Origin of the sequence: Chitinophaga sancti (genome assembly GCF_034087045.1) — a bacterium.
Lineage (GTDB): Bacteria > Bacteroidota > Bacteroidia > Chitinophagales > Chitinophagaceae > Chitinophaga > Chitinophaga sancti_B.
This window is the reverse complement of record NZ_CP139247.1, coordinates 1267654-1293787: the sequence shown is the minus strand read 5'-3', so window position 1 is coordinate 1293787 and position 26134 is coordinate 1267654. Positions and strand designations below refer to the sequence as shown.

At 45.9% G+C, this 26134-nt stretch carries 31 protein-coding genes; 13 read left to right on the top strand and 18 right to left on the bottom strand.

Annotation, left to right across the window (positions count from 1 at the left end):
* The first annotated feature begins 73 nt into the window (after positions 1-73).
* The 3 genes from SIO70_RS05380 (at position 74) to SIO70_RS05370 (ending at position 3544) form a co-directional block, all read left to right on the top strand.
* Positions 74-1522, top strand: a complete 1449-nt coding sequence (locus SIO70_RS05380; RefSeq protein ID WP_320579939.1) for a Gfo/Idh/MocA family oxidoreductase — start codon at positions 74-76, stop codon at positions 1520-1522.
* 157 nt (positions 1523-1679) lie between these two features.
* Positions 1680-2783, top strand: a complete 1104-nt coding sequence (locus tag SIO70_RS05375; protein ID WP_320579938.1) for a hypothetical protein — start codon at positions 1680-1682, stop codon at positions 2781-2783.
* An 83-nt stretch (positions 2784-2866) separates the two neighbouring features.
* Positions 2867-3544, top strand: coding sequence for a hypothetical protein (locus SIO70_RS05370; protein WP_320579937.1), 678 nt, complete (start codon positions 2867-2869; stop codon positions 3542-3544).
* On the opposite strand, the gene SIO70_RS05365 is transcribed toward SIO70_RS05370, so the two are convergent.
* The 3 genes from SIO70_RS05365 to SIO70_RS05355 all read right to left on the bottom strand — a co-directional run bounded on the left by SIO70_RS05365 (position 3538) and on the right by SIO70_RS05355 (position 7203).
* Positions 3538-4806, bottom strand: coding sequence for a D-alanyl-D-alanine carboxypeptidase/D-alanyl-D-alanine-endopeptidase (locus SIO70_RS05365; RefSeq protein ID WP_320579936.1), 1269 nt, complete (start codon positions 4804-4806; stop codon positions 3538-3540). The genes SIO70_RS05370 and SIO70_RS05365 overlap by 7 nt on opposite strands.
* Positions 4807-4890: 84 nt before the next feature.
* Complete coding sequence (locus SIO70_RS05360) at positions 4891-6213, bottom strand: Gfo/Idh/MocA family oxidoreductase (protein ID WP_320579935.1); 1323 nt, start codon at positions 6211-6213, stop codon at positions 4891-4893.
* Positions 6214-6234: 21 nt separating this feature from the next.
* The gene (locus tag SIO70_RS05355; RefSeq protein ID WP_320579934.1) at positions 6235-7203 is read right to left on the bottom strand and encodes a formylglycine-generating enzyme family protein; all 969 of its coding nucleotides are present in this window, start codon (positions 7201-7203) and stop codon (positions 6235-6237) included.
* Positions 7204-7302: 99 nt separating this feature from the next.
* On the opposite strand from SIO70_RS05355, the gene SIO70_RS05350 reads away from it, so the two are divergent.
* The 5 genes from SIO70_RS05350 to SIO70_RS05330 all read left to right on the top strand — a co-directional run bounded on the left by SIO70_RS05350 (position 7303) and on the right by SIO70_RS05330 (position 12096).
* Positions 7303-8229: a hydroxypyruvate isomerase family protein gene (locus tag SIO70_RS05350; protein ID WP_320579933.1), complete on the top strand. Its 927-nt coding sequence runs from the start codon at positions 7303-7305 to the stop codon at positions 8227-8229.
* A 30-nt stretch (positions 8230-8259) separates the two neighbouring features.
* Entirely contained in the window at positions 8260-8610 is a 351-nt protein-coding gene (locus tag SIO70_RS05345) for a phage holin family protein (RefSeq protein WP_320579932.1), read from the top strand.
* Complete coding sequence (locus tag SIO70_RS05340) at positions 8610-10571, top strand: thiamine pyrophosphate-dependent enzyme (RefSeq protein ID WP_320579931.1); 1962 nt, start codon at positions 8610-8612, stop codon at positions 10569-10571. Before SIO70_RS05345 ends, SIO70_RS05340 begins: the two co-directional genes overlap by 1 nt.
* A 73-nt stretch (positions 10572-10644) precedes the next feature.
* Entirely contained in the window at positions 10645-10788 is a 144-nt protein-coding gene (locus tag SIO70_RS05335) for a hypothetical protein (protein WP_179091193.1), read from the top strand.
* Between the two features lie 81 nt (positions 10789-10869).
* Positions 10870-12096 (top strand): MFS transporter, encoded by a 1227-nt coding sequence (locus SIO70_RS05330; protein ID WP_320579930.1) that lies wholly within the window; start codon positions 10870-10872, stop codon positions 12094-12096.
* Positions 12097-12168: 72 nt separating this feature from the next.
* Here SIO70_RS05330 and SIO70_RS05325 read toward each other — a convergent pair whose 3' ends face one another.
* The 3 genes from SIO70_RS05325 to SIO70_RS05315 are packed head-to-tail and all read right to left on the bottom strand — an operon-like array spanning position 12169 to position 15182.
* Positions 12169-13245 carry an iron-containing alcohol dehydrogenase family protein gene (locus SIO70_RS05325; RefSeq protein WP_320579929.1) on the bottom strand — a complete coding sequence of 359 codons (1077 nt, stop codon included), beginning with the start codon at positions 13243-13245 and terminating at the stop codon, positions 12169-12171.
* Between the two features lie 18 nt (positions 13246-13263).
* Positions 13264-13992, bottom strand: a complete 729-nt coding sequence (kdsB, locus tag SIO70_RS05320; protein ID WP_320579928.1) for a 3-deoxy-manno-octulosonate cytidylyltransferase — start codon at positions 13990-13992, stop codon at positions 13264-13266.
* Positions 13992-15182, bottom strand: a complete 1191-nt coding sequence (locus tag SIO70_RS05315) for a DegT/DnrJ/EryC1/StrS family aminotransferase (protein WP_320579927.1) — start codon at positions 15180-15182, stop codon at positions 13992-13994. Before SIO70_RS05315 ends, kdsB begins: the two co-directional genes overlap by 1 nt.
* Before the next feature lie 81 nt (positions 15183-15263).
* Between SIO70_RS05315 and SIO70_RS05310 the strand changes: the two genes are divergently transcribed.
* Complete coding sequence (locus SIO70_RS05310; protein WP_320579926.1) at positions 15264-15686, top strand: YybH family protein; 423 nt, start codon at positions 15264-15266, stop codon at positions 15684-15686.
* A 126-nt stretch (positions 15687-15812) separates the two neighbouring features.
* On the opposite strand, the gene SIO70_RS05305 is transcribed toward SIO70_RS05310, so the two are convergent.
* Complete coding sequence (locus SIO70_RS05305) at positions 15813-15998, bottom strand: hypothetical protein (protein WP_320579925.1); 186 nt, start codon at positions 15996-15998, stop codon at positions 15813-15815.
* Positions 15999-16488: 490 nt separating this feature from the next.
* Here SIO70_RS05305 and SIO70_RS05300 point away from each other — a divergent pair, with 490 nt between their 5' ends.
* Positions 16489-16698: a general stress protein CsbD gene (locus SIO70_RS05300; RefSeq protein WP_116853097.1), complete on the top strand. Its 210-nt coding sequence runs from the start codon at positions 16489-16491 to the stop codon at positions 16696-16698.
* Between the two features lie 62 nt (positions 16699-16760).
* Here the strand turns inward: SIO70_RS05300 and SIO70_RS05295 are convergent, their stop codons facing one another.
* Both SIO70_RS05295 and SIO70_RS05290 read right to left on the bottom strand, forming a co-directional pair.
* Entirely contained in the window at positions 16761-17042 is a 282-nt protein-coding gene (locus SIO70_RS05295; RefSeq protein WP_320579924.1) for a hypothetical protein, read from the bottom strand.
* A complete protein-coding gene (locus SIO70_RS05290; protein WP_320579923.1) occupies positions 17042-17821 on the bottom strand; it encodes a glycoside hydrolase family 25 protein in 780 nt (259 codons plus the stop codon). The genes SIO70_RS05295 and SIO70_RS05290 overlap by 1 nt, the downstream gene beginning before the upstream one ends.
* A 146-nt stretch (positions 17822-17967) precedes the next feature.
* Here SIO70_RS05290 and SIO70_RS05285 point away from each other — a divergent pair, with 146 nt between their 5' ends.
* On the top strand, positions 17968-18993 hold the full coding sequence (locus SIO70_RS05285; protein ID WP_320579922.1) for an SPASM domain-containing protein: 1026 nt from the start codon (positions 17968-17970) through the stop codon (positions 18991-18993).
* Here SIO70_RS05285 and SIO70_RS05280 read toward each other — a convergent pair.
* The 3 genes from SIO70_RS05280 to SIO70_RS05270 are packed head-to-tail and all read right to left on the bottom strand — an operon-like array spanning position 18990 to position 20045.
* Entirely contained in the window at positions 18990-19361 is a 372-nt protein-coding gene (locus tag SIO70_RS05280) for a hypothetical protein (RefSeq protein WP_320579921.1), read from the bottom strand. The two genes, SIO70_RS05285 and SIO70_RS05280, sit on opposite strands and share 4 nt — an antisense overlap.
* Before the next feature lie 28 nt (positions 19362-19389).
* A complete protein-coding gene (locus SIO70_RS05275) occupies positions 19390-19821 on the bottom strand; it encodes a hypothetical protein (RefSeq protein WP_320579920.1) in 432 nt (143 codons plus the stop codon).
* A 26-nt stretch (positions 19822-19847) separates the two neighbouring features.
* On the bottom strand, positions 19848-20045 hold the full coding sequence (locus SIO70_RS05270; protein WP_083725065.1) for a YtxH domain-containing protein: 198 nt from the start codon (positions 20043-20045) through the stop codon (positions 19848-19850).
* A gap of 226 nt (positions 20046-20271) precedes the next feature.
* Between SIO70_RS05270 and SIO70_RS05265 the strand changes: the two genes are divergently transcribed.
* Positions 20272-21306 carry an AI-2E family transporter gene (locus SIO70_RS05265; protein WP_320579919.1) on the top strand — a complete coding sequence of 345 codons (1035 nt, stop codon included), beginning with the start codon at positions 20272-20274 and terminating at the stop codon, positions 21304-21306.
* On the opposite strand, the gene nadD is transcribed toward SIO70_RS05265, so the two are convergent.
* Genes nadD through paaA form a run of 5 tightly spaced genes read right to left on the bottom strand, consistent with a single transcriptional unit; the run spans position 21307 to position 24562 of the window.
* The gene (gene nadD / locus SIO70_RS05260) at positions 21307-21876 is read right to left on the bottom strand and encodes a nicotinate (nicotinamide) nucleotide adenylyltransferase (RefSeq protein WP_320579918.1); all 570 of its coding nucleotides are present in this window, start codon (positions 21874-21876) and stop codon (positions 21307-21309) included.
* A 46-nt stretch (positions 21877-21922) separates the two neighbouring features.
* Entirely contained in the window at positions 21923-22405 is a 483-nt protein-coding gene (gene paaD, locus SIO70_RS05255) for a 1,2-phenylacetyl-CoA epoxidase subunit PaaD (RefSeq protein WP_320579917.1), read from the bottom strand.
* 19 nt (positions 22406-22424) lie between these two features.
* Positions 22425-23168, bottom strand: a complete 744-nt coding sequence (paaC, locus tag SIO70_RS05250) for a 1,2-phenylacetyl-CoA epoxidase subunit PaaC (RefSeq protein WP_320579916.1) — start codon at positions 23166-23168, stop codon at positions 22425-22427.
* 5 nt (positions 23169-23173) lie between these two features.
* The gene (locus tag SIO70_RS05245) at positions 23174-23539 is read right to left on the bottom strand and encodes a 1,2-phenylacetyl-CoA epoxidase subunit B (RefSeq protein ID WP_320579915.1); all 366 of its coding nucleotides are present in this window, start codon (positions 23537-23539) and stop codon (positions 23174-23176) included.
* A gap of 21 nt (positions 23540-23560) precedes the next feature.
* A complete protein-coding gene (gene paaA, locus SIO70_RS05240) occupies positions 23561-24562 on the bottom strand; it encodes a 1,2-phenylacetyl-CoA epoxidase subunit PaaA (RefSeq protein ID WP_320579914.1) in 1002 nt (333 codons plus the stop codon).
* Positions 24563-24613: 51 nt separating this feature from the next.
* On the opposite strand from paaA, the gene SIO70_RS05235 reads away from it, so the two are divergent.
* Complete coding sequence (locus SIO70_RS05235) at positions 24614-25189, top strand: hypothetical protein (protein ID WP_320579913.1); 576 nt, start codon at positions 24614-24616, stop codon at positions 25187-25189.
* Here SIO70_RS05235 and SIO70_RS05230 read toward each other — a convergent pair.
* Positions 25184-26086: a M28 family peptidase gene (locus SIO70_RS05230; RefSeq protein WP_320579912.1), complete on the bottom strand. Its 903-nt coding sequence runs from the start codon at positions 26084-26086 to the stop codon at positions 25184-25186. The two genes, SIO70_RS05235 and SIO70_RS05230, sit on opposite strands and share 6 nt — an antisense overlap.
* Positions 26087-26134 lie beyond the last annotated feature (48 nt).

Sequence of the window (26134 nt, the reverse complement as noted above, 5' to 3'; positions counted from 1 at the left end):
ATCCGTATAAGACGCAAATAGCGATCCACGATATGGTAATAAAATCAGTCTCAACTAACTAAACATTGTTAATATGGTCCACGAAAAAAACACCCCGGGAAGTCAGGTCTCCCGCCGATCGTTTCTGAAAGATGGCGCACTTGCCGCTGCTGGATTTATGATCGTGCCTCGTCATGTATTAGGTGGAAAAGGCTTCATTGCACCTAGTGACCGCCTGCGTGTTGCCGGTATTGGTGTTGGCGGAAAAGGAGAAAGCGATCTGGAGGAAATAGCAAAAGGCCCTTCTGACATTGCCTATCTCTGCGATGTAGACACCCGTCGTGCAGCAAATAGTGTAAAGCGCTTTCCAAAGGCTAAGTTTTACAAAGACTTCAGAGAGATGCTCGATAAGGAGCATAAGAACATAGATGCTGTGACGGTATCCACACCAGATCACCAGCATGCTGTTGCTGCTATGGCTGCCATGCAGCTGGGCAAACACGTTTACGTGCAAAAGCCCCTCACCCACGACATCTACGAAGCACGCATGCTTGCCGAAGCTGCTAAAAAGTACAAGGTGGTTACCCAGATGGGAAATCAGGGTTCCAGCGGCGATGGCGTACGCCAACTGCGTGAATGGTACGATGCCGGCACTATTGGCGATGTACACACCGTATATTGCTATACCGACAGACCTGTATGGCCACAAGGCATTCCCTGGTCAGATATGAAAGCACCCGTTCCGGCAGAACTGGATTGGGACCTATGGCTAGGTACTGCTCCTTACAAAGATTACATTGATAAACTCGTTCCGTTCAACTGGCGTGGCTGGTGGGATTATGGTACCGGAGCCCTCGGCGATATGGGTTGCCACATCATCGAACCTCCATTCCGTATACTGGGCCTGGGGTCTCCCAAGTCAGTAGAATGTAGTGTAGGTAGCGTATATGTTGATGAATTCAAGAGAGGCTATTTCCCTGAGAGCTGCCCTCCATCATCTCACGTGATCCTGAAATTTGAAAATCACAAAGGCAAGGAAGTAACCCTCCACTGGATGGACGGTGGTATCCAGCCTGAAAGACCGGAAGAACTGGGACCTAATGAAATTATGGGCGACGGTGGTAATGGCGCTATCTTCATCGGTACGAAAGGTAAAATGATGTGTGGTACTTATGGCCGCGATCCCAAATTGCTGCCTACCAGCCGCACAGAACAGGTAAAGGTACCACAGAAATATGCACGCGTACCGGAAGGTCACTATGTACAGTGGGTAAATGCTGCTATCGCTGGTTATAACAGTGATAAGGACAAGGCGATCTCCTCTCCTTTCTCCATTGCAGGGCCGCTCACGGAAGCATTGCTGATGGCCAACCTGGCAATCAGAAGCTTTGACATCCGCAAGGAAGCAAATGGGAAAACCACCTATCCCGGCCGCTATGTAAAACTGCTCTGGGATAATAAAAATATGAAGGTGACCAACTTTGACGAGGCAAATCAGTTCGTAAAAAGAACTTATCGTCAGGGATGGAGCCTGGGAGTATAAAGGGATTTTTGTTTATCTACTTCACGAAAAAACCACTTCTGCCTACGGCAGAAGTGGTTTTTTGCTTAATATGGTCTTAGTCAACCTCATGTATTGTTAATCAATTATTTACTATAACTTTATAAGAAGAGCTAATCCCGCTTTTCCCACTGATAATATGTACTGGTTACGATTGTCCCCCTTTTTGTTACTGTTGGTCGCAGCTGCATGTAAAAAGACCATTCATTCCGAAGCAGTCAATCCACAAGAAGTGCCGCCTACTGCCCCTTCCTCATTTCAGGGTCTGATAGTAGATGATGCACAGCAACCCATTCCCAATGCAATGGTATACTGTGGTGATCTAAGCACAACATCTGATTCCAGTGGCCACTTTTCGCTGTCCAATGTTATGGTCGATACGAATGCTGCTATTATCTCCGTCAAAAAACATGGCTATATCAACGGATTTCGTACCCTGATGGCGCATGCCTACGGCCAGCAATACCTGGAGTTGACAATGATGCCAAAGGATCTCAAAACTTCCTTTTCCGGTAGTGCGGTAGGGAATATTGGTTTTACAGGTGTGAACCTCGTGTTCTCTCCCAACCAGATTCAAAATTCCAATAACCAGGTCTATACGGGGACCGTATCTGTAGCCGTAGATTATATCACTCCATTGGACCCGGACCAGCCTACCCGCATGGCTGGCGATCTGAGAGGAATTGATAACAACGGCAATGAAGTTGGTTTGATTTCTTATGGTCAGGCGGCAGTCGATCTGCTTGATACCAACAATGTGGCGTTGCATCCGGATGGTGAGCACCTTGTGAATATTACCATGGCCATTCCAGGTCCTTACCGGGCAAGCGCTCCTGCACAAATTGGTCTCTTCTACCTTGACACCATCAGCGGATACTGGAAACAGGAAACACTGGGGTATAAACAAGGAAATGACTATACCGGCAATATCCGGAAAGGCACCCGATGGCTATTTGCCACGACCTATTCTCTGGTGACGCTGGATGCTAATATCCTGAAACAGGTGGGTGCACCAGCCGGTAAACTGCTCACGACCATTTCAACCAAAATTGACTTCTATCCTACTTATAGTTATACCAACTCCGATGGCCGCTACCTGGGCAGAGTAGCCGCCAATCAACCATTAATTCTCATCCTCACCGACCCTTGTGGTAACCTCGTTTTTCAGAAAGAAATTGGTCCCTATAGTGGGTATACCAGTGCCGATATAATATCAGGGAATCTGGATATTTGTACTCCTTAAAAAATCTACCTGCTATTTATTTACGTTAGTTAGGATAACTATCCTCTGCGACCGATTGCCAACTATAAAAAGATTGATAATCTATGCCATCTCTTATTAGGGTTTTTATACCCGTTATCATCGTGCTGTGCCTTACTGTAGCGTGTAAAAAAGAGTATAGCCTGGAGGGAATGCCTGAAGTACCTGTAGATTCTGTAAGCGAGCCGGAAGTGATCAATTATGCTCCCTATACAAAAGGGGCTGTTTACAATTACATGTACAATACAGCGACAGATACATTTTATTATTCCCTGACCGTCATTGGCGATACCCTTATCCAGGGTAATACCTATCTCATTCAGAGTGATGGTTATAACAAACAATATATGCGTTATAGCCAGGGTATTTTCTATTATTATGAACCAGCTTACACTTCCGCCACCTCCTATCACCCGGCAGCTGTTCGCCCGGTATTGTATGACTATCTGCCGCTAAACGGTCAATGGTCCGATACAGTGAAAGCCACAACCTTTTCCGGGAACCCGGAAACCGGACTACTGGATTATCACATCATCCAAAAAGCCACCCCTAAAACCGTTCTGGGTAATACCTACTCAAAAGTTATAGGCATCCAGCAGGACAGCTACCTGATTATTGAAGGGAAAGCATATAGCCTCGGTACCGTGGGCAATTACTTCTATGCAGATAGTGTAGGATTCATTGAAAAAGATGCCGCCACGGATACCATTCGCCTGATCAGCTATTCATTAAAAAATCAATAGCTCTCATATACCTGCGTCAGGAAATGTTCTACTTCCCGTCGTACGGCAGTGGCGCTGTTGTTGTGATTGTTGACAAGCACACTGAATACCAGTGTCTTATTTTTCTTAGTTACGAGGTATCCACTCAGTGCTACAACGCCTGTCAGCGTACCTGTTTTTGCATGTACAAACTGCTCTTTATAATAGTTCTTCAACGTACCTTTTCCTCCTGTTGCAAACAGGCTGTAAAGACGTGCGGTAGGATATGTTTTGTACATGTTGGAAAGTACATACACGAAGTCTCTCGGAGAGAACAGGTTGTAGCGTGATAAGCCACTGCCATCCGCCCAGTTAGGGGTATCAGGCAATTCTTTTAAATAGTGATCAAGCATAAAGCTGATCATGCGCTTTGTGCTGATGGTGTCAAAGAGTTTATTTGCACACATCATCAGTGTTTGCTCTGCAAAGAAGTTATCACTTCTATGCATCATAGGCAGGAAGAGCGAGTCAGCCGGAATTCCGCGCAGGAGTTGCAAACCCGCAGGAGCCTGAGCTGCGATGTATACAGGTTTGTGCAGGGTATCCTCCAGGCGGGCTGCAAGGTCTTCCACCCCACCGGTGATGAAAGGAACTTCTTCTTCTTCCGCTTTATATATAGTACTGTTGTAGCCCATGGAAAAACGGTTGCTAAGCTCATCTCTTTTTACATCCAGCTTGGTGAGGTTATTATCCTTCAGGGTGCTGAGCTCATACATTTTGGGAACAATGTATAAGCTATCTCCATGATGACGTAGTCTGGCTACGTTGCCATACATCGGCCATTCATTTAGTTCTGACTGATAGTAATCTGCATAATCATTCCATGACCAGCCATAACCATAGCGGGCATTTTCGTTGATGGCCGGAACAATTTTTATTTTCTTATTGGTTTGCTGCAGCAAATGGAAGACCGGTTGCCACGTGTAGTCAGGATGCAAAAAGGCAGGATCCCCGGTGCCCTGTACATACAACACAGAATCAGTATCCAGGTATTTGATAGCAGGCAGAGAATCTCCCAGCAGTAACATACCAGTATACAGGGAAAATATTTTCATGTTGGAAGCCGGCGTGAAGAAGTGATCTTCCTGGTAGTTGTACCAGTATTTATTAGTAGCCGGTTCATAGATGCTGATGCCTACATTCGCCTGTCTCAACGCCTTGCTGGCTAGCAATTCTTTTTTCGACCAGGTTTGAATTTTAGTGTACTGCGAAAATACGGGGTGTTGCAAATAGAACAGCAACATGACAACAAATAAGATTCTGCAATTCCTCATGCTTCAATATAATAAATAGTCCGGGCTTTTAAAGGCCCGGACTATGCGAAAAAGTTAAACGTACCTGGTAGCTCCAGGTTTCGCTACAGGATAATTTCCGTCTGTATCCGGCAGTAATTGCGGTTTTGCATCAAATGCATAGGTGGCTGGTTGTAAGTTCAGGTCCAGCTTCAATGCCTGGTCAAAAGGAATGATCTGCCCGGAGTAAGTAGCCAGTCTGCCAATGATAGCCGTGAGCGTTGTCTTTGCAGACCGCTCTGCATCCTGGTACTTGTATACACCGCGTGCCACTGCATCAAAGAGTTCATCATGCTCTGTCTGGTATGGCTGGTTCTCCTGTTTCTTATCGAACTGGTACAGCACCTTTCCTTTGTGATCCTGTATCACCGCCCTGTCGCAGATGATGCGGCCTTTGGTACCTGTGATCTCTTCATCTACACGACTGGCGCTATCTTTCCAGTGACGGCACTGGCTATTCATCGCTACGCCATTTGCAAAGCGATACTCTACTGCATGGTGATCGTATATTTCACCATACTCTTTGCCTGTGCGTACCTGGCGCCCACCCATACCTACGGCGGTAACCGGGTAATCATTCATAAACCAGTTGCCCACATCTATATTGTGAATATGTTGCTCTACGATATGATCGCCACAGAGCCAATTGAAATAATACCAGTTGCGCATCTGGTACTCCATTTCTGTATATTCCGGTTTGCGGGGTTTTACCCACAGTGCTCCCTGGTTCCACCACACATTCATCGAAGTAATATCCCCGATGATACCGTCCTGCGCACGTTTATACAACTCTCTGTAAGAGTTCTGATAGCGGCGTTGTAACCCGACTACCACATTCAGTTTCTTTGCCTTCGCTATTTCTGCAGCGGCCAATACTCTCCTGATACCTGCAGGATCAGTAGCTACAGGCTTTTCCATGAAGATATGCTTGCCCTGCTTTACCGCTTCTTCAAAGTGAATAGGTCTGAAACCCGGAGGGGTGGCGAGTATCACCACATCAGCCAGTGGAATCGCTTTCAGGTAAGCATCGAAGCCGACGAACTTATGTTCCTCTTTTACATTCAATCGGCCAGGTTTATCACCCACCTCCCCTTTTATATTTTCATAGCTTTCGTTCAACCTGTCAGCAAAAGCGTCGGCCATTGCCACCAGTTGTACATTCTGTTTTGTGCTCAGTGCCTGTACCGCAGCACCTGTGCCACGGCCTCCGCAGCCAATCATAGCGATCTTAATGACGTCATTGGCGCCTGAGAAAAAATTGGCCTGACTGATTAAAGGCAGGGTTAATAGTCCTCCTGCCAAAAGCGAGGATTGTTTGACAAAGTCACGACGACCTGAGTGGAATTCTTTTTTTTGCATGATAGTGAGTGTTTTAGCATGTTATCTGGAACCAATATATTTATCCAGCACGTCAGCAAAGAACTGCTCGGCTTCTTCTTTCGTAGGTTGCTTTACAGGGCGGATAATGCGAAATCCGATAAAAGGCGCATCGGCATTCCACCACTTGCTTTTGGGTATCTGAGGGTCACGTCTGTTCCAATCCGGATCAGATTTCAGGCGGGCCGCACTACGCAGTTGTGTCGCATTATCCTGGTAATTGCCCCCTTTGATGCTACGGGGTGTTCTGGAAGTAGGTTGCTTCCATGGATCTTTGTCAGGCGCCTGTTCCAGGTAATGTACATCATACTGGTCCAGGGTCCATTCTGCTACATTGCCCAGCATGTCGTACAACCCCCAGGCATTGGGTTGCAACTCTCCTACCTTGTGGTACTTGCCACCACTGTTGTCAGCATACCAGGCGTACTGTTTTAAACTGCTGCTATCCTTACCAAAAGGATAAGCTGTAGCAGCTCCTGCACGACAGGCATATTCCCATTCTGCTTCTGTAGGCAGGCGGTAGAAGATCCCGGTTTTAACATACAACCAGCGACAGTAGCTCAATGCACCGTATTGGCTCATGCTGTTTGCCGGAAAGCCACCCTGCTTGCCCATACCCAGGGTCAGGTCAATATATGGCGGACTGGGCCGGGTCATACCATCAGGAATGGGGGTTTTGTCCTTTTCTGCATCCGAGTACACATCGTATTCATCGAAGGTCACTTCATGTGCGCCCATCCAGAATGCTCCGATTTGTACCTGCTGGCGGGGACCTTCATCATCCTTCCTGCCTTTTTCCGAGACAGGGCTCCCCCAGCTGAACGAGCCAGCAGGAATGGCCACCATCCTGAAAGAAACAGTCGTACCAGGAAGGGTGGCCGTATAGGACTGGTTGGGAGGACTATTGTCCTGGCCGGACACACTTTGGGTGATCATACAGCCTAGAGACAGTACAAGCAATTTGTTTTTCATAACACCGGTTTAAAGAATCGATAGTGAATTTATTAAATCGATTGCGGTAAAGCAATGTTTTTTATACATTTAGTAATCTCATGCAATAAATATTACGTTATGGAAAGAAGAAAATTCTTGCAGCAGGGCACCCTGGCAGGTTTGTCAACCCTTGCTTTCAATGCTGCTACCGCCGCCGCAATTGCCCCGGCCCCCCTGGCTCCGGAGGCAGGCAAACCCTTTAACCTGAACTATGCGCCCCATGATGGCATGTTTAAAAACAGCGCGGGCAACAACGTATTGGACCAGATTCAATTTATGTACGACCAGGGCTTCCGTTCCTTTGAAGACAATGGTCTCATGAACCGCGATGTTGCAGAACAGGAAAAGATCGGAAATCTGCTGGCGAAACTGGGTATGCAAATGGGCGTTTTTGTGATAGACGGCGGAGACAACTGGAAAACCTCCCTCACCACCGGCAAACAGGAATTCAAGGACACCTTTGTAAAAATATGTCGCAAGGCACTTGAAACTGCCAAACGTGTAAATGCCAAATGGGCCACCTTCGTACCAGGCTACTTTGAACGCAACCTACCTATGGGCGTACAAACCGGCAATGTCATCGAAGCACTTCGCCTCGGTACCGCCATTCTTGAACCACAGGGCCTCGTGATGGTGCTGGAGCCCCTGAGCGACAATGCAGACCTCTTTCTCCGTACAGCAGAACAAAGCTATATGGTATGCAAAGCAGTAAATAGCCCCAGTTGCAAAATACTTTACGATATCTACCACATGCAGCGCAATACCGGCAACCTGATACCTACCATGGACCTGTGCTGGGACGAAATCGCCTATATTCAGATCGGAGACAACCCTGGTAGAAAAGAACCCACTACCGGCGAGATCAATTACAAGAACATCTTCAAACATTTACACACAAAGGGATATAAGGGCGTACTCGGTATGGAGCACGGCAATGCCAACCCCGGAAAAGAAGGTGAGGTAGCACTGATAAAGGCTTACAGGGAAAGCGATGCATTTCTGTAATTTCGTTACCTTTCATTCAAATTTATCTGTATGAATTTCCTGATCCGCCTGTTAATTAGCGCCATCGCAGCCATGGTTACAGCTTATGTATTGCCCGGTGTGTATATTAACAGCTTCATTACCGCCCTGGTACTGGCTATTGTATTGGCAATACTGAACCTGCTGGTAAAACCTATTTTAGTACTGTTGACATTACCTGTTACCATCATTACATTAGGGCTATTCCTATTGGTTATCAATGCGATCATTATTATGATGGCCAGTTCGCTGGTGTCCGGATTCAAGGTGGATGGATTTATATGGGCATTGCTGTTCAGCCTTGTGCTGACAGTGGTTTCTGGCATTATGAATAGCCTGGCTGGTACCAGGCGCGATGACTGATGTACTTCGACCGCACACATATCAGTGACGACCAGTTGCTGCGCTTTTACAAAGCCTTACTTTACCCCCGGTTGGTAGAGGAGAAAATGTTATTGCTACTGAGGCAGGGAAAAGTAAGTAAATGGTTTTCAGGTATAGGGCAGGAAGCGATTGCCGTAGGCGCTACTTTAGCCCTGGATGAACATGAATGGATATTGCCGCTGCATCGTAACCTTGGTGTATTTACAACAAGGCAGATGCCTTTGCAACAGTTGTTTCACCAGTGGCAGGGAAGTCCGCAGGGATATAGTAAAGGCAGGGAACGATCTTTTCATTTTGGCAGCACAGCCCATCACATCTTTGGGATGATCTCTCATCTTGGCCCACAGTTGTCTGTAGCGGATGGTATCGCACTGGCGCAGCAGCTGGAATCCTCAGGCAAAGTAACGCTTACCTTTACAGGCGAAGGCGGTACCAGCGAAGGGGAATTCCATGAAGCCCTGAATGTAGCTGCTGTATGGGGTTTACCAGTGATCTTCCTGATAGAGAATAATGGCTATGGGTTGAGTACCCCGGTAGCAGAACAATATCGCTGTGAACAGCTGGCAGATCGGGCAGCCGGCTATGGCATGCGAGGTATGCACATCAATGGCAATAATATCTTAGAGGTATACCATGCAGTGAAGGAGGCAAAACGCCATGCCATGCAGGAACGACAACCGGTATTGATAGAGGCCATGACCTTCAGAATGCGGGGGCATGAAGAAGCCAGTGGCACAAAATACGTACCCCCTGCCCTGCTGGAAGAATGGGCAAAGCAGGACCCGATACTACATTTCGAAAAATTCTTACAGTTTTTGAATCTGGCAGATGATTCCATCCGGGAATCGCTGAAACAGGAAATTGATCACGATATACAAGCGGCATTGCACGAAACGGTGCATGCTTTCAATTTAGAGGAGGAGCTGCGCGATATCTATGCGCCAGCACCGGTACCTGTAGCTCCCACAGGCGCTGTTTCAGAAAAACGGTTTATTAATGCAATAGCCGATGCCCTGCATCAGGCGATGGATCTGCACCCTGACCTTATCCTGATGGGTCAGGATATAGCCGAATATGGTGGTGCATTTAAGATCACAGAAGGATTGGTAGGCCGGTATGGCAAGGAGCGGGTACGCAATACGCCATTGTGTGAGAGTGCCGTACTTGGTGCAGGACTGGGCTTATCAGTGATGGGCTACAAAAGTATGGTAGAGATGCAGTTTGCCGACTTTGTTTCCTGTGGGTTTAACCAGATTGTAAACAATCTCGCCAAGATTCATTACCGTTGGGGGCAAAATGCCAATGTGGTCATTCGGCTCCCGGCAGGAGCAGGCGTAGGGGCAGGTCCCTTTCATTCACAAAGTAATGAGGCCTGGTTTACACATACACCGGGCTTGAAAGTGGTGTACCCGGCTACCCCGGAAGATGCGAAAGGATTATTACTGGCAGCACTGGCAGATCCAAACCCTGTATTGTACTTTGAGCACAAAGCTCTGTACAGGAGTATCAGTGGCCCTGTGCCGGATGCACCTTATACTATTGAAATAGGAAAAGCAAAGGTGGTACAGGATGGAGATGATGTTAGTATCATTACTTATGGAGCAGGCGTACATTGGGCGCTGGAATATGCGCGGCTGCATGCTGAATTATCTATCCATATTCTGGATCTGAGGTCACTGCAACCACTAGATTATACAGCCATTCAACAAGCCGTTTTTACCACCGGAAAAGTGTTGATATTGCACGAAGCGACCTTAACGGGAGGGTTTGGGGGCGAGATTGCCGCCTGGATTGGCGAGCACTGCTTCCGGCAATTGGATGCCCCCGTTATGCGCTGTGCATCCCTGGATACCCCTGTCCCTTTTGCAGCAGAGCTGGAAGCAAATTTCCTTGCGAAGGCACGCCTGCATGAATGCGTACAAACATTATTGCAATATTAAGCTTCGGAAATTTTCCTCCTTTTTCTAAAATGAATGTGCTAACTTGCACCCCGGATCATTAAACACTTTTTTTATGTTGCTTGCCGTAGTTAATAACGTAGAAACCACAGATTTTTTCAGAGCTGGAGATGCATTTGCACATTATGCTACATTCGTAGTAATCGGTTTATTCACTGCAATGTTCCTGGTTGCTGCGTTTAAGTACGTAAAACGCTAATAATCAACTTCTTCATGATATTAAAGAGCTGTCTTAAATAATTAAGACGGCTTTTTTATTGCCCTTTACTAACTTTGCATCATGGATCAGTCGCACGGGAGTATCTATACCTTCCACTTTATCATGCTATGCCTTAGCAATGCACTGTTTTCCGCCAGCTACAACATGATGCTACCAGACTTGCCTGCTTACCTCAGCAGCATGGGCGGCGAACAATACAAAGGCTACATTCTTGCTTTGTTTACACTCATGGCAGGGCTATCACGGCCCTTTAGCGGTAAACTCACTGACACTGTTGGCCGCGTTCCGGTAATGATTTTCGGCTCTGTGATCTGTGTGATCTGTAGCCTGCTTTATCCCCTGGTCAGCACAGTAGCCGCCTTCTTATTACTCCGCTTCTTTCACGGCTTCTCTACAGGCTTCAAGCCTACCGGTACCGCTGCTTATGTGGCCGATATCGTACCCAATACCCGCAGAGCAGAAGCGATGGGTATGGTCGGACTCTTCAGCACCATTGGTATGGCACTGGGCCCAGCCATAGGAGGATATGTTACTTCTATCTGGGATATACATGTAATGTTCCAGTTATCGGCAGTGTTCGCCTTATTATCAGTAGTGATACTGGTAGGTAGTATGAAAGAAACGCTGCCGAATAAACAAGGCTTCCGCCTCTCCACACTCAGGATCTCTAAATCAGAGATCTTTGAGCCATTGGTACTGGCGCCGGTGATCGTTACTTTCATCACTTATTACAGCTATGGGGTACTGTTCACTATTATTCCTGATTTCAGTGCTTACGTAGGTCTGCCGCCAGCTAGCAAAGGCCTGTTTTATACATTTTTTACCGCCAGCTCTATCAGCATCCGGTTGTTAGCTGGTAAGGTCTCTGACCGGTATGGCAGATTGCCGGTGTTGAAGATCGCGACGGTGATTATGGCAGTTGGGGTATTTACTCTAGGCGTGGCCCACTCCCCCGCTATGATGCTCACGGCCGCTGTGATCTATGGTGTATCTGTAGGATTGAATTCTCCTGCCGTGACAGCCTGGACCATTGATCTGGGCAGACCAGAACACAAAGGACGGGCACTGGCTTCCATGTACATTGCTCAGGAAGCGGGTATTGGTATTGGCGCTTACCTGTCAGCCTTTGTATATCACAACGATTCCAGGTTCTTTCCCCTCACCTTCTACTCTACCGCAATAGTGACCCTTGCTGCTACGGTCTATTTGATCTTTATTTATCAAAATCGCCGTATGCAAACTGTAAAACAATTTGTATTTTCACCAGGCAAGTGGTTTCAACGATAATTCATGCTTAGTAAAATAAAAAATCCCGGCACTGCAAGGCGACCGGGATTTATCTTTTAATATCGGGTCTGATTACAGCCGTTCGTACAGCGCTCTCAGTCTTTCTCTAGTCATTTGCTCTTTCCAATCTTTACCCAATGCATTTTCCCACAGCGGAGCCATACCCAGGGATACATCGATCATGATGTTGAATTGCTCATCTGTCAGTCCTTTGGTGATGCCCTGTGGAATGTCGATGATGTGTTTCTTCACCATTTCTTTGAACTCAGCTACGCCTTCAGGATAGAACTCTTCCAGTTTGTCGAATACAATACAGTTACCAATACCGTGCTTGGTACCCAGCAGGTAAGCCAGACCGTAGCTCACAGCGTGTGCCACACCCACCTGAGAATAAGCGATACTCATACCACCGGCATAAGATGCCATCATTAGTTTCTCATCAGCATCGTCATCCCATTCAGGCTTATGCAGGAAGATTTCCTGGCACAGGCGCAATGATTCTTCACCGTAAGAACGGCTGAAAGCATTCAGGTAAGTACCCGTCAGTGACTCTATACAGTGGATATAACAATCCATCGCAGTATAGAACATCTGGTTCTTAGGTACGCCCCTGATCAATTCAGGATCCAGTACGATCTGGTCGAACGGTGTAAAGTCAGAGTTCATACCCAGCTTACGGGTAGGACCTGTCAGTACACAGGTACGGCTTACTTCAGCCCCGGTACCGGAGATGGTTGGAATACCTGCCTTGTATACACCAGGATACTTTACCAGGTCCCAGCCCTGGTAGTCAGCAGAAGACCCCGGGTTGGTCATCATCAGCGATACCGCTTTGGCCATGTCCATTACAGACCCGCCACCGATACCGATGATACCGCTCACCTCACCAAATTCAGCTTTCAGGTCATCTCTGACTTTGTCTACGTATTTGGTTTTAGGTTCGTCAGTTACATCAATAAATATAATCTTGTCCTTGCCTCTCACTGGAATACGCTTAGCAAAAGCCTCGTTTCCCTGGAAGAAATGATCCACGAAAAATATCATGGGTGCATCTCCTTTACGGTGGGGAGCCAATATTTCATCCAGTTGGTCAAAGCATCCGCGGCCATATACCACGTAGTCAACCATCTTAAAGTTCCTGAATTTCATCTCGGTCTATTAATATTGTTATAATAATTTTTCTGCTTTCACCAGGTCTTCCGGTGTATCGATTTCCACACCCATGTACTCAGTCACCACCATTTTCATGGAAATGCCATTTTCCAGGTAGCGCAGGCATTCTATTTTCTCCGCGGCTTCCAGTGGGCTTACCGGCATTTGGGTAAAGTCCAGCAGGGTTTTGCGGCGGAATGCATAGATACCAATGTGCTCATAATAAACGGATTTCACCTGTTTATCGCGGGGATAAGGAATGACGGAACGGGAGAAGAAAAGTGCGTTGAACTGTTTATCCACGGCCACCTTTACATAATTAGGATCTTCGATGGATGACCACTCTTTCAGCTCCTGCATCAGGGAGGCTACCTGTACTTTCTGACCAGCTTCGCCTTCGAACACCTGAAGCAGTTTTTCCAGCGGCTCTTTCTGGGTGAAAGGTTCGTCTCCCTGAACATTTACGATGATCTCTACATCTTCCCTGTCAGCGATCGCTTCGGCAATACGGTCGGTACCACACTCATGCTCCTTTTGGCTCATGACTGCTTTACCACCATTGCTAATGATCTCCTGGTAGATTACATCGGAGTCAGTTACGACCATTACTTCGTCGAACACACCTGTTTTCACAGTGCTTTCATACGTGCGCAGGATCACTGACTTACCGCCTAGTTTAGCCATCAGCTTGCCCGGGAAACGGGTAGCGCCATAGCGGGCAGGTATTAAGGCTACTTTTTTCATTACAGGGCGCTTTTTACTGCATTTACCAGTTTCTCAGCACGCTCAGCCACCTCAGCATCGCTCCAGCCTAAATTGATAGGAGTGCAGATGCAACGGCTCATGATCGCATCAGAAGCTGGGAATTGTTTCACTTTGTACAGCTCCATTGCCTGTTGCAGGCCGGGTGCAAAACGGCTCAGCACCGTGCTTTGTTTAAAGTGTTCCCAGTTACGGATATAATGCCAGTTGTTATCGAACCAATAAAAAGCAGGCAGACCGGCAGCTTTCATAGCTGCGGCAGCCGCTCTGGCCTGAGATTCTTCCGGCAGGAAGAAGGCGAGGAAAGTGGCACTATCTCCTTCTGCATCCGGCAGGCGGCGAAAGCTCACCTCAGGAATGGCAGACAATGCATCTTTAAATATCTTTTTGGTTTTGCGCTGGATGCTCAGGAAAGTATCCAGTTTTCTAACCTGCGCGAGACCTACAGCTGCATGTAGTTCAGAAATGCGGAAGTTGTACCCGATGAATGGGTGCAGATCTGCACCACGGTCTACGCCCAGGTGGTCGTGGCCATGATCAGAGTAACCGTCCGCTTTTACATAAATATCCTTGTCGTTAGTAACGATAGCACCACCTTCAGCACAGGTGATGGTCTTTACAAAGTCAAAGGAGAAGGCGCCAGCGTGGCCGATAGAACCGACAGCTTTACCTTTATAAGTTGCGCCAAATGATTGACAGGCGTCTTCAAGTAAGATCAGATTGTGTTTGTCGCAGATGGCCTTCAGCGCATCAAGGTCTGCCATAGAACCACACATGTGTACAGGCATAACCGCCTTGGTACGTGGGGTGATTGCTGCCTCAACCGCTTTAGGGTCCAGGGTCAGGGTATCATCTACGTCTACCAGCACCGGAGTGGCGCCTACCGAGAAGATACACTCAAAACTCGCCACAAATGTGAAGGTCGGCATGATCACTTCGTCTCCTGCACCTATGCCCAACGCCTGCATTGCTACGGTGAGGGCTGCCGTACCGCTGGATACGATCTGTGTGTACCCAACATTCAGTTTTTCGGAGATGGCTTGTTCCAGCTCCTTTGCTTTCCAGATGCCTTTGCGTGGGCCATCAAACCCATAGCGCATAAAGATGCCGGTTTCCAGCACGTCATTTACTTCCTTGCGTTCTTCCGGTCCAAAAAATTCATATCCGGGCATAAGTTGTTGATTTTTTGCAAAGGTAGTATAATCAAGTACTCAGCGCTCGGAAAAACTGTTTATCTTTTACTAAAAATTACCATGCGTTTTATCCTGTATCTTATCCTGTTGACAACCCCGTCTATAGCAGCACTGGCGCAACATCCGGACAGTGAGATCCGGCAGCTGCTGGCGGTACAAACCAGTACCTGGAACCAGGGGAATATAGAAGGTTTTATGCAAACGTACTGGCAATCAGATTCATTATTGTTCGTCGGCAGCCATGGCCCCACTTATGGCTGGCAGGCAACCCTGGACAGATACAAGAAATCTTACCCGGATACCGCCGCTATGGGCAAACTGGATTTTAAGATCCTGGAAATCAGACCATTGGCAAAGGAGCTATACTTTGTAGTAGGAAAATGGCATTTACAGAGAAGCGCAGGAGATATGCAAGGGGCTTATACGCTATTGATAAAGAAAATCAAGGGGCAATGGAAGATTATTGCTGATCATAGTAGTTAGCAATGGCTATAAAAAGAAAACCATCCCATGAATGGGACGGCCTGCTATACACCACAACATTAAAGAAGAATGTTACTAATCGTTTGATGTCCATAATAGGTTAATCAATAAACTATGGCAAACGAATTAGCTTTTATTATTTGAACGATCCTGATCCCTCGCCGCCAGGTTTTCGTCTTCCGGTTCCTCGGAAAGCTCACCATGAAGCGGATTGGTCTTCGTATCGGCTTTATCGGTTTTTAAAATTTCAACCTTGTGTTGTAAAGGTTGTTTATGCTCTTCACTGGGAAGCTGTTTATCATCATGTAGCATGAATTTCCGTTTTACTTGTGAACAGTTCCTGTTATCATTCAATACAATTATACCTTTGCAAAGTATGTACCATCCCGAAATACTTGTCAATAGGGCATTTCGTAGTGCCTGGATGAGTAAATGCCTCCACACATTGCGTAATGCGACAACACAGGTGCCTCCCAAGTCTCCACATATCATACCAGGAAGCATCTAGTGCAATAGATTGCATTTCAAATGCTAAAATGATAATTTCAGGATTTTAGCATAATTTTAATTCCTATATTCAGTAATAGGTACCTCGCAAACTATTTGTTATAAAGGGATAGAATTGATCAATGCGGCATACTTTTTCACCCCGGAATGCTACCAAATGGCACAAAAGTTGAATATTCTAGTATTACGTTCTTAAGATAACTATTTGATTTAGACCTCAATGGAGGGACCCCTGTTACCCTGGAACGATGGATAAACACGTCACATATTTATAACTATAAAAATTAAGCTTACTATGAACATCCGTAGTTACCAGTGGTCGGTACTGAAGAAATTGCTTAAACAACGTTTCACAGAGTTGTCAGATGAGGATCTGGTATTTGAAACTGGCAAAGAGAAAGAGCTGTTTGTACGGTTGGAACGTAAAATAGGCAAACCTCAGGAAGACGTAGCACGCATTATCAAAGGGATGCAGCAGGCATATCTGCAACAAGCCCTCCTCTAATTCACTTAATCTTACCATCAATAAATGGCGAATGACGGAAAACGTTGTTCGCCATTTTTCTTTTAATAATTGTCTGTAGTGTGGTTTTGTTTGCTCCACGTTTTCCACACAATGAAGAGGTATGCCACAAGTGTAATGAAAGCGAAGCTATAAAAGAAGATCATGCGGCCGGGTGTAGATTCTTCCGGCACGGCAAATCCAAGATATAATCCCAGAAAAACATTGATAATGCCCCAAAATAAAAACAAAAAGACTGTGCGGATGATGCGTACAAAATAATATACGATCCTCATATCCATTGGCGCCTTCTCTTCTTCCCGTTGGGGAGTTTCCTGATTTTCCATTAGTGCTTTTTTGCGCGAATTAATAACTTACTGAATGCCAGGCTATCTCCTCTGAATACATTGAAGTCTACCGTAGTTGATATACCGTTCACCCTACCCCCATCATTGTGTTGCCAGAAGAGCCAGTTCCTGGCTGATGCCGGTTTCTTTTTCTGGTAATAATGAGCTACCCACAGTGGATAGTCATCAAATTCATCGCCCAGATAGGTTTCGTAAAAATGTACGTTGGTATAAATGATGGGTTTTACGCCATATGCTTTCTTCATTTCTTCCAGCCATACCCGGGCAGTACTCCTGATCACCGCTGGTGGCTGGCCGTTGCTCACTTCAATATCCAATACGGGTGGCAGATCCCCCGACTCAAGCTGTACTACATTCTGAAAATTGATGGCCTGCTTGAGCGGATCACGGGTAGCATAAAAAAAGTGATAGGCCCCCCGCACCACCCCTGCCCGCTTGGCCCGGGACCAGTTCTGCCTGAAATTGCCATCCTGGCGGGTAATACCCTCCGTAGCTTTGATAAAGGCAAATGAAATGTGGATATTTTCCACCTGCATCTGCTGAACCGCTTCCCAGTTTATATTCTTTTGAAACTTGGAAACATCAATCCCATGTATTTCATAGTCTACAGGCATATCAATACCAAACTCCTCATATCTTACAAAATTGAGTCTCCCTGTTTTTAGTTGGTAATATACCAGACCGGCGGTGATAATCACTATTAATTGAAAGATGAAGACAACCAGGCGCCACCTTTTTTTTTCTCTGGACTTTGTCACGATAGTAATAATTCTGCTTTTAGCATAGCCTTTGCTTTTGGAGTATCCGATACGTTTTGACTATGTCAAATTTATAGCAAGTATAATATTATTATCCATAACCGATATAGTTATCTTATTTTTACAATATCCAAAGTGTTTGTGTTATGCCGGATTTTAATTGGAATGATTCGTTGAACCTGCTTTCTAAGTTTACCCTGCGTCGTGGTTGGAATGCTGGAAAAGTACTGAGCAGTTATTTTGTGAGTAAATGGTCTCGGAAACCAGTACAATGGGGCTTACCAATCTCCGTTTCCTTCGAACCAACTACTTCCTGTAACCTTCGTTGCCCGGAATGTCCCAGTGGCTTACGTGCTTTTACCCGTCCTACAGGGATGCTGAATCAGGATTTTTTCAAAAAAACGATTGATGAGATCTCCAAAGATCTCTTCTACCTTATATTTTATTTTCAGGGAGAACCATACCTGAATACAGGATTTCTGGACATGGTAAAATATGCCACCAGCAAAGGTTTGTATACAGCTACCTCCACGAACGCTCACTACCTCACGGACGAAAACGCCCGCAAAACGGTAGAAAGTGGTCTGGACCGCCTGATCATATCTATAGATGGTACCACACAGGATGTATATACCCAATACCGCGTAGGCGGTAACCTGGAAAAGGTAATTCAGGGGGCTAAAAATATCGTGAAGTGGAAAAAAGAACTAAATTCTAAAAAGCCGTTTGTATTCTTCCAGTTCCTCGTTGTAAAACCTAACGAGCACCAGATTGAGGATATCAAATTGCTGGCAAAGGAAATAGGTGTGGACCAGGTTCGCTTCAAGACAGCGCAAGTGTATGATTATGAGGAAGGAAACCGATTGATTCCTACTATTGATAAATTTAGCCGTTACAAGCGCAACGAAGATGGTACCTATAAGATCAAGAATAAAATGGGGAATCATTGCTGGCGCCTGTGGCATGCACCTGTTATCACCTGGGATGGTCTGGTAGTACCTTGTTGTTTTGACAAGGACGCCCAGCATAAACTGGGCGATTTGAAGCAACAGACCATGAAGGAACTGTGGCACAATGAAAAGTATGTTGGTTTCCGCACTCAATTGATGAAGGGCCGGGCCAATATCGATATTTGTGCAAACTGTAGCGAAGGTACCAAAGTATGGGGCTAATCTTCTTCGGAAGGTGTAGCCGCCATCTTGGCTTTCTTCTTTTTACTTCTGCTCTTACGGAATTTATCAAAGAGATTGATACCCAATCTGACACCAATAAATTCTAATGCAGTCATCAGGGCATTGGTAGCGAATGATTTGGCATTGCTACTTTGCCAGGCTAATTTCGCTACCTTGCCTGCAATACCCATCCAACCCGAATGCTTCGCACTACCGGGAATGACTGAATTGAGGGCCATCTTGCCATAATTGCCTTTGAAATATTCTACGCGGTCTCCCAGCTCATTTTCCAGCGCACGGGATTTTCTTCTTAATCTCAGGATCTCACTTTGTAGTGTGGTTGAGTTGGTGATCTTCACCTTGGGCATGTGTAATTATTTTTTCATGATGGTTAAATTATAACTGCTCATGATATTCATCTTCCTCCTCCATTTTGTCCAATTCCTTTTCCAGTTCTGCCTCTTCTTTGCCATCCATCTCCATTTCACTCACTAATTCTTTGATCAGCATATTAGAAAGCGGACGCTGAATAAGCGGTACGCGAAACCATAAGAGGATCAGGAGTAAAAAGATGAAAAGCCCTGCGGAACAAGAAAATCCAATTGTATAACTATTGGTCAATTCTCCTATCCAGAAGCCCAGTACCATTCCAAGAAATACGACAACAAAAAAGAACAGCAGGAAAGCCAGTATCAAAGAGAAAAAAAGCCCGAGGGCCTTTGATAGCTTTCCTGCTGCCTGGAGCTTAATGAGGTCCAGACGGGTTTCCAGATATTCTTTGGCAACCTTGCCTGTCTGGTTAAAATAGTTGCTGAAATTATCTTCCATGCAAATGATTTTAGTGCAATAAGGGATTAAGCCAGCTCATTTTCAAGGGCATCCTCATATTGCTCCTTTTTCTTCTTCAGTTTATCTTTCAGTTTGTCTGCCTGATATTTCAGCTTGTCTACTATTTCATCTTTCTTGTCAGAATTCAGAAAATAACCAACCGCAACACCTACTGCTGCGCCAACAATGAATGATACAACTGCTTTTGATCCGTTGCTTGCCATAATTTTTGGTTTTTAAGGTGAGTAATTAGATTAACATATTTGGAATATGACAGGTACAAACACTATTCCAAGAATTAAAAATTAAGGAAAAATACATGTTAAAAAAATAATGCTGCGGGGATGGTTGATCGGCTATTGCTAAAACCACATGTTTCTAAATGAACAAAATGGTTGCGAACGGTATTCTTTTTGTATCACCTTCTATTACATTTAACTTATCAACCTTATGAGCGTCATTGACAACGAACGCCTGAAACAGATCTGTTTCCTGCTTATCATCGTTTTGCTGGCTTCCCTCCTTTTTATGGAGCTGTATTCATTTTTCCCCGGCTTCCTTGGCGCCATCACACTCTATGTGATCTCCCGCAATTACATGTTCAGACTGGTTGAAAAGCGCCACTGGAAAAAACCGCTGGCCGCTGCCATGTTAATGATCCTTTCCTTTATCATCTTCTTACTGCCAGTAGGGCTGATGATCAACATGCTCACTGACAAAGTAACCTATGCCATTGAACACACATCAGAACTCATCGCTGGCCTCAAATCGCTCAATGAACGAATAAATGGTGCTACCAAAATAGATGTGCTTTCGCAGGTAAAACTGGAACAACTGCAGGGCTATTTGACCGCTGTTCTCCCCCGCCTGCTGGGCGCCACCTTCAATACGCTTACAACGATCGCTATCCTGTATTTTATTTTATATTTCATGCTGGTATCCGGCAGGGAAATGGAAGCGTACCTCTACGAATATATTCCGCTAAAAGATGAAAACGTACTCCGACTGGGCTCAGAATTCCGCAAACTGGTGATTGCCAATGCGGTGGGAATTCCCCTCATTGCTATCATACAGGGTATCGTCTCCCTGATCGGCTACTTTATTTTCCAGGTACCCGAACCAATATTTTGGTTTGCTGTCACCTGTTGTACTTCTATGCTGCCTGTAGTAGGCGCCGCTGCCGTATATGTTCCCATGGGCATATACCTCCTGGGCATAGGCAGTACCTGGCAGGGAATTGCCGTACTCGCCTACGGATTTGCCGTAGTAGGTACGTCAGATAATATCTTCAGATTTGTACTGGCTAAAAAGATTGGTGATGTACACCCTATGATTACCATATTCGGTGTGCTGGTTGGCGTGAACCTCTTCGGGTTTATAGGACTGATCTTCGGACCACTGTTGATATCTATGTTCATCCTGCTGCTGGAGATCTATTCAAATGAATTCCTCGTAAAGAAGCGGGAAGTAAGGATAGAAAAGTAATTACTTGTAGTAGTTATTGGCTGCAATATATGCCGCTACGTTGTCTGGTACCATGTAGCGGATTGATTTTCCTTCTTTTATCCAATTCCTGATATCAGTGGCTGATATATCCAGCATAGGCGCTTCCAGTATTTTTACTGTGGCGCCATGTGTCTCTGTCACCTCATGCCCGGGCCGTTTGTACACATAGATTGGATAGTTCCTCACTATGTGCTGATAGTTGCGCCAGCGGGAAATGTTCTGAAAACTGTCACTTCCCATAATGATCGCAAACTCCTGTGTCGGAAACTTCTCAGTCAGGTATGCTAATGTATCAACAGTAAATGATGGTCTTGGCAATGAGAATTCTATGTTACTGGCCCTGAGCTTTGGCTCATCCTGTATGGCCAGTTCTACCAGATGAAAACGGTTATGTTCATTGAGTAATGATGCCGATGGTTTTAATGGATTTTGTGGAGAAACGACTAGCCACACTTTGTCCAGATCCGTATGATATGCCACGAAATTCGCGATGATCATATGACCGGTATGTATAGGATTAAAGGATCCAAAATACAAGCCTATCTTCATGCCCCTTGCTTTTTGAAGCGTGAAAGTAAATAAATATGAGGAAAAATCAGGTAAGGGGCTTAAACTGTTCAAACATCATCCCACATTGACGGCAGAAATGCATGGCCCTGCACAGGGTCGCTCCGAAGGGAGAACGCATGAATGTATTCTCACTTCCACAGTGAGGACAGGTTACATGCAGCAGCATATCGGATTCTATTTCACCCTTATGTACAGGCGGTGCCGCTATGCCAAATCCACGTAGTTTTTCCTTCGCCGTCTCGGTCAGTCTGTTGCTATTCCATTGTATAGCAGGATCTACGGTGACTTCTACCGGCAGTTGCAAATCCTTACTCACTGTATCGCTGATCGTTTGCTTGATCACAGATATAGCCGGACAGGCAGAAAAAGTAGGGATCATTTTTATATGAATTCCTGTTTCGTCCTGTTGTACATCTGTGATCATTCCCATTTCCAATACATTCAATACAGGGATTTCCGGGTCCATGACCTTCTCCAAAGATTTATAAATGATCTTGATCATATCCATATACATCAGGTTAAAAAGGTCACCAGGCAGCTGCGGGATCCTGTCTGAATACTTCGCCCATCTCTTCCAGTAAGGAGTGAAGATGTGTTGTATGCTCACCATATCTGCCTCCATAAGCTGGTGTTACTTTTTCTGGTAGATTCAGGGCTGCTTTTGTAAGGATTGGGTAAATATTATCTAACCAACGGTCATAAAGAGCCTGCTCGCCAGGATATATGTCACTCAATTGTGCATCATCCGGTCCTGGTTCAAAAATGCCACAGGCCAGCGGAAAACAATTATCCAGCGCCGCCTGCATTTTCCCATGACTTTCCTGACCTCCTCTGCCAAGCTGTAGCATCCAGGCATCTGCGTGCAGGGTATGGTATTTCAGTTCTCCTCTTACCTTTTTAGCCAGCTGTTGCAAGGGTACAAATTTGCTTTCCAGCAAACTATTGTATCGCACTGTTTCTGCATGGTCGAAAAGAAAATGCCGCACCAGACTGAATTCATATGTGCCGATTGGCATTTCTGTGAGATGGCAGCATTTGTACTCATTCTCCCGCCGGAGAAATGCAAACTGGTCCGGATCCTGACCTCCCGGCATGTCCTGCAGGATGCGATAAAGCGCCCAGGCATGTCCGATCTTATCCTGTGCCATAGAAGAGAAGGCAATATCTTCTTCCATTACAGGACCCAGCCCCGTCCATTCTGAGTTACGGTGGCCCAGTATCAGGGCGTCGTCAGCCATTTTGGTGACGAATTCTTTTATTAAGTGTTCCATTATTGTCAGGGCTTACCTTTGAACTTATTGATCTTTTCCATCACCTTGAATCCGCTGGCGTCGCGGTAGGTCTTTTCCATATTGTTGGCAAACATGTCTTCGTCTTCCAGGTCGAAAGCCAGGATGTCGGCACTGCGTACCACCCATAGGTTCACGCATTTCTTCCTTCTGCCAAACTGTTCTTTGGCGAAGATGAGAGCCATCTGCGGATCTGGCGCATGTACACACCCAACATGTTCGTGGTGCGCACCACGTTTTTCCTGATGAAATACTTCATAGGCCAGCCAGTTTTCTCCTTCTTCTATGGTAAAGGGGGCGTCAATATTATTCAACCGGAGCCGGTTGACACGTGGATCTAGTGAGTCAGTCATAATCGTGAAAAAAAATACTTGTTAAGCTACGGGGGCTGTTTGTCGTTTCATTTCTTCTGGTCGCATCAGGGCTTTTCTTATCCAGCGGCCATTTTCTTCCGCCCATTTTCTTACGTCCAGTCTTTCTTTATTGCAAGGGCCATTCCCTTTGATCACTTCGAAAAACAGGTCCCAGTCCGGGTCAGAATACTCCCATTTGCCGGTATCCGGGTTCTTCTTCAATAATGGATCAGGCAGGGTCATCCCCAACTCTAATATCTTCGGAACATAAGCATCCAGGAATTGATTACGCATATCATCATTGCTGGCCATCTTTACCTTCCATTGCATCAGCTTTTCACTGTGGTTAGAAGCTTTGTCCGGAGGGCCAAAAAAGTGCATGATCGGTTGCCACCAGCGGTTCAGCGCATCCTGCAGCATGGCTTTCTGCGCAGGGGTACCCGTCGCCAGTTCTATGAAAGCATCATGTCCCTGCTTGAGGTGAAAACTCTCTTCATAACAAATGCGTTCCAGTGCCCGGCAGTAAGGGCCGTAAGATCCTTTGGCATTCGCCACCTGGTTCACAATAGCCGCAGCATCGATCAGGAAACCGATCACAGTCACATCTGCCCAGGTCTTAGCAGGATAATTAAATACATTGGAGTATTTAGACTTGCCACTGAGCAGGTCGTTGATCATCGCTTCCCTCGATTTGCCCAGGGTCTCTGCTGCATTGTAGAGCAATTGGCCATGGCCAATTTCATCCTGTACCTTGGCGATGAGCGCGAGTTTGCGCTTGAAACCGGGAGCACGGGTGATCCAGGTGCCTTCTGGCAGAGCGCCGATGATTTCGGAATGAGCGTGCTGTTCTATGAGCCGGATCAGTTGCTTGCGATATTCGGCCGGCATCCAGTCGCCGGGTTCAATTTTTTCCCCGTTAGCAATGCGCTTTTCAAAAGCGGCCAGTTTTTCGGGGTCGTCCTGGTCTTGGGTAGACTGGGGTTGCCGTTTCGGCTCTTCAAAGATGTATCCACCACCGTACATAGTGTGATTGTTTTGGTAACCTGTAAGTTACGAAAAATGTACCTTTATTGTGTGCTCAGTAAAATCATATGTACCTGTTGCCTTTGGGGATCGCTGATGAGTGCCAACCCCATCATAAAAGTTGTCTTTGTACCCGACAGCAGGCCAGAGAATTCTCAATCTGATACACTCTTTTATCAATCTGATAGAAAGTTGCAATGGGCCGATTTTCAGGCTACTCCCCCCGCCCATCCAAAAAACGGCGCCGTATCCTACAGCAGCTTTGCCTACGAAGGAGGCAGTATCCGAAAAAAAGATACCCTCTACATCAACCTCACGCTACAGACATTTCATATCAAAAGTGCTTCCTGGGTAACTCCTGGTGTGAGAGATGATTACAGCCTGGCACACGAACAACTGCACTTCGACATTACCTGGCTGGTGGCCATGCGGTTCAGGAAAAAGGTCACACATATGGCACTCACTGCCGATGACTACGACAGCATGATCCAATACGAATACATCGAATTCTTCAGGGAAATGAACCGGTTACAGAAAGCTTATGACAATGAAACCCGCCATGGACAAAACTATACCGCACAGTATCGGTGGCGACAGGCCATCACCGATTCGCTCAAAGACTTATAGCCCCTTGTCTGCAGCCAACACCACATTCAGGATGTGATTTGTAGCCTGATAATAAAAGGATGGTTGAATATGCTCAAATTCATCACCAGGCTGGTGATAGTCAGGATGATCTTCTACCCCGAAATATAAAAATGGGATCTTCTGTTTATGGAATTCATATTGATCACTCTGGCTGATCCAGTTTTGACCGCCATCTTCTTTATGATCGTGCCCTGCTATTAGTTTTACAACACTGGATTTTGCTGCAGCTGCATCCACAAACGTCTTCAAAAAAGGATACGGCGTCACACCACATACATACAGTTCGTTTTTATCATTCCGGCTTACCATATCCAGATTTATATTCAGGATAAAGCGGTTAGCTGCTACAGGAGGTTGTTTCAGAAAAGCTGCTGCACCTTTCAGCCCTTCTTCCTCACCATCAAAAGCGGCAAAGATAAGCGTATGCTGCGGCGTATGTTTTTTAAAATATCCCAGCACCGCCAGCAAACTACCTACTCCGGAAGCATTATCATCTGCACCGTTGTAGATGCTGTCTTTTCCTGCCTGCTCTTTCTTTATACCTAAGTGATCGTAGTGCGCGGTGATGACGATGATTGAATCTGACTTGCCTTTGATATAGCCGTACAGATTGGTACCCATTACCTGCTTGTCTGCCTCTCTGAAATAAAAAGGATACTCGTAGGTCTTATTAAAAGGTTGTAAACCAGATTGTTTGAAACGATCTAAGAGATAGAACTGGGCCATCCGGCTGCCTCTGGTGCCAGTGCGGCGGCCTTCAAATTTATCGGACGATAAAGTACGGATGTCTTTAATGAGTTGAACAGAATCGATATTGGTCTGCGCTTTTGCAAATACACCTGTCAGTAACAGGGCACACAGTATGGTTGTTTTCATAATCAGCTGGATGATAGTTCGCAATATAAACTATTTCACTGCGTGCTA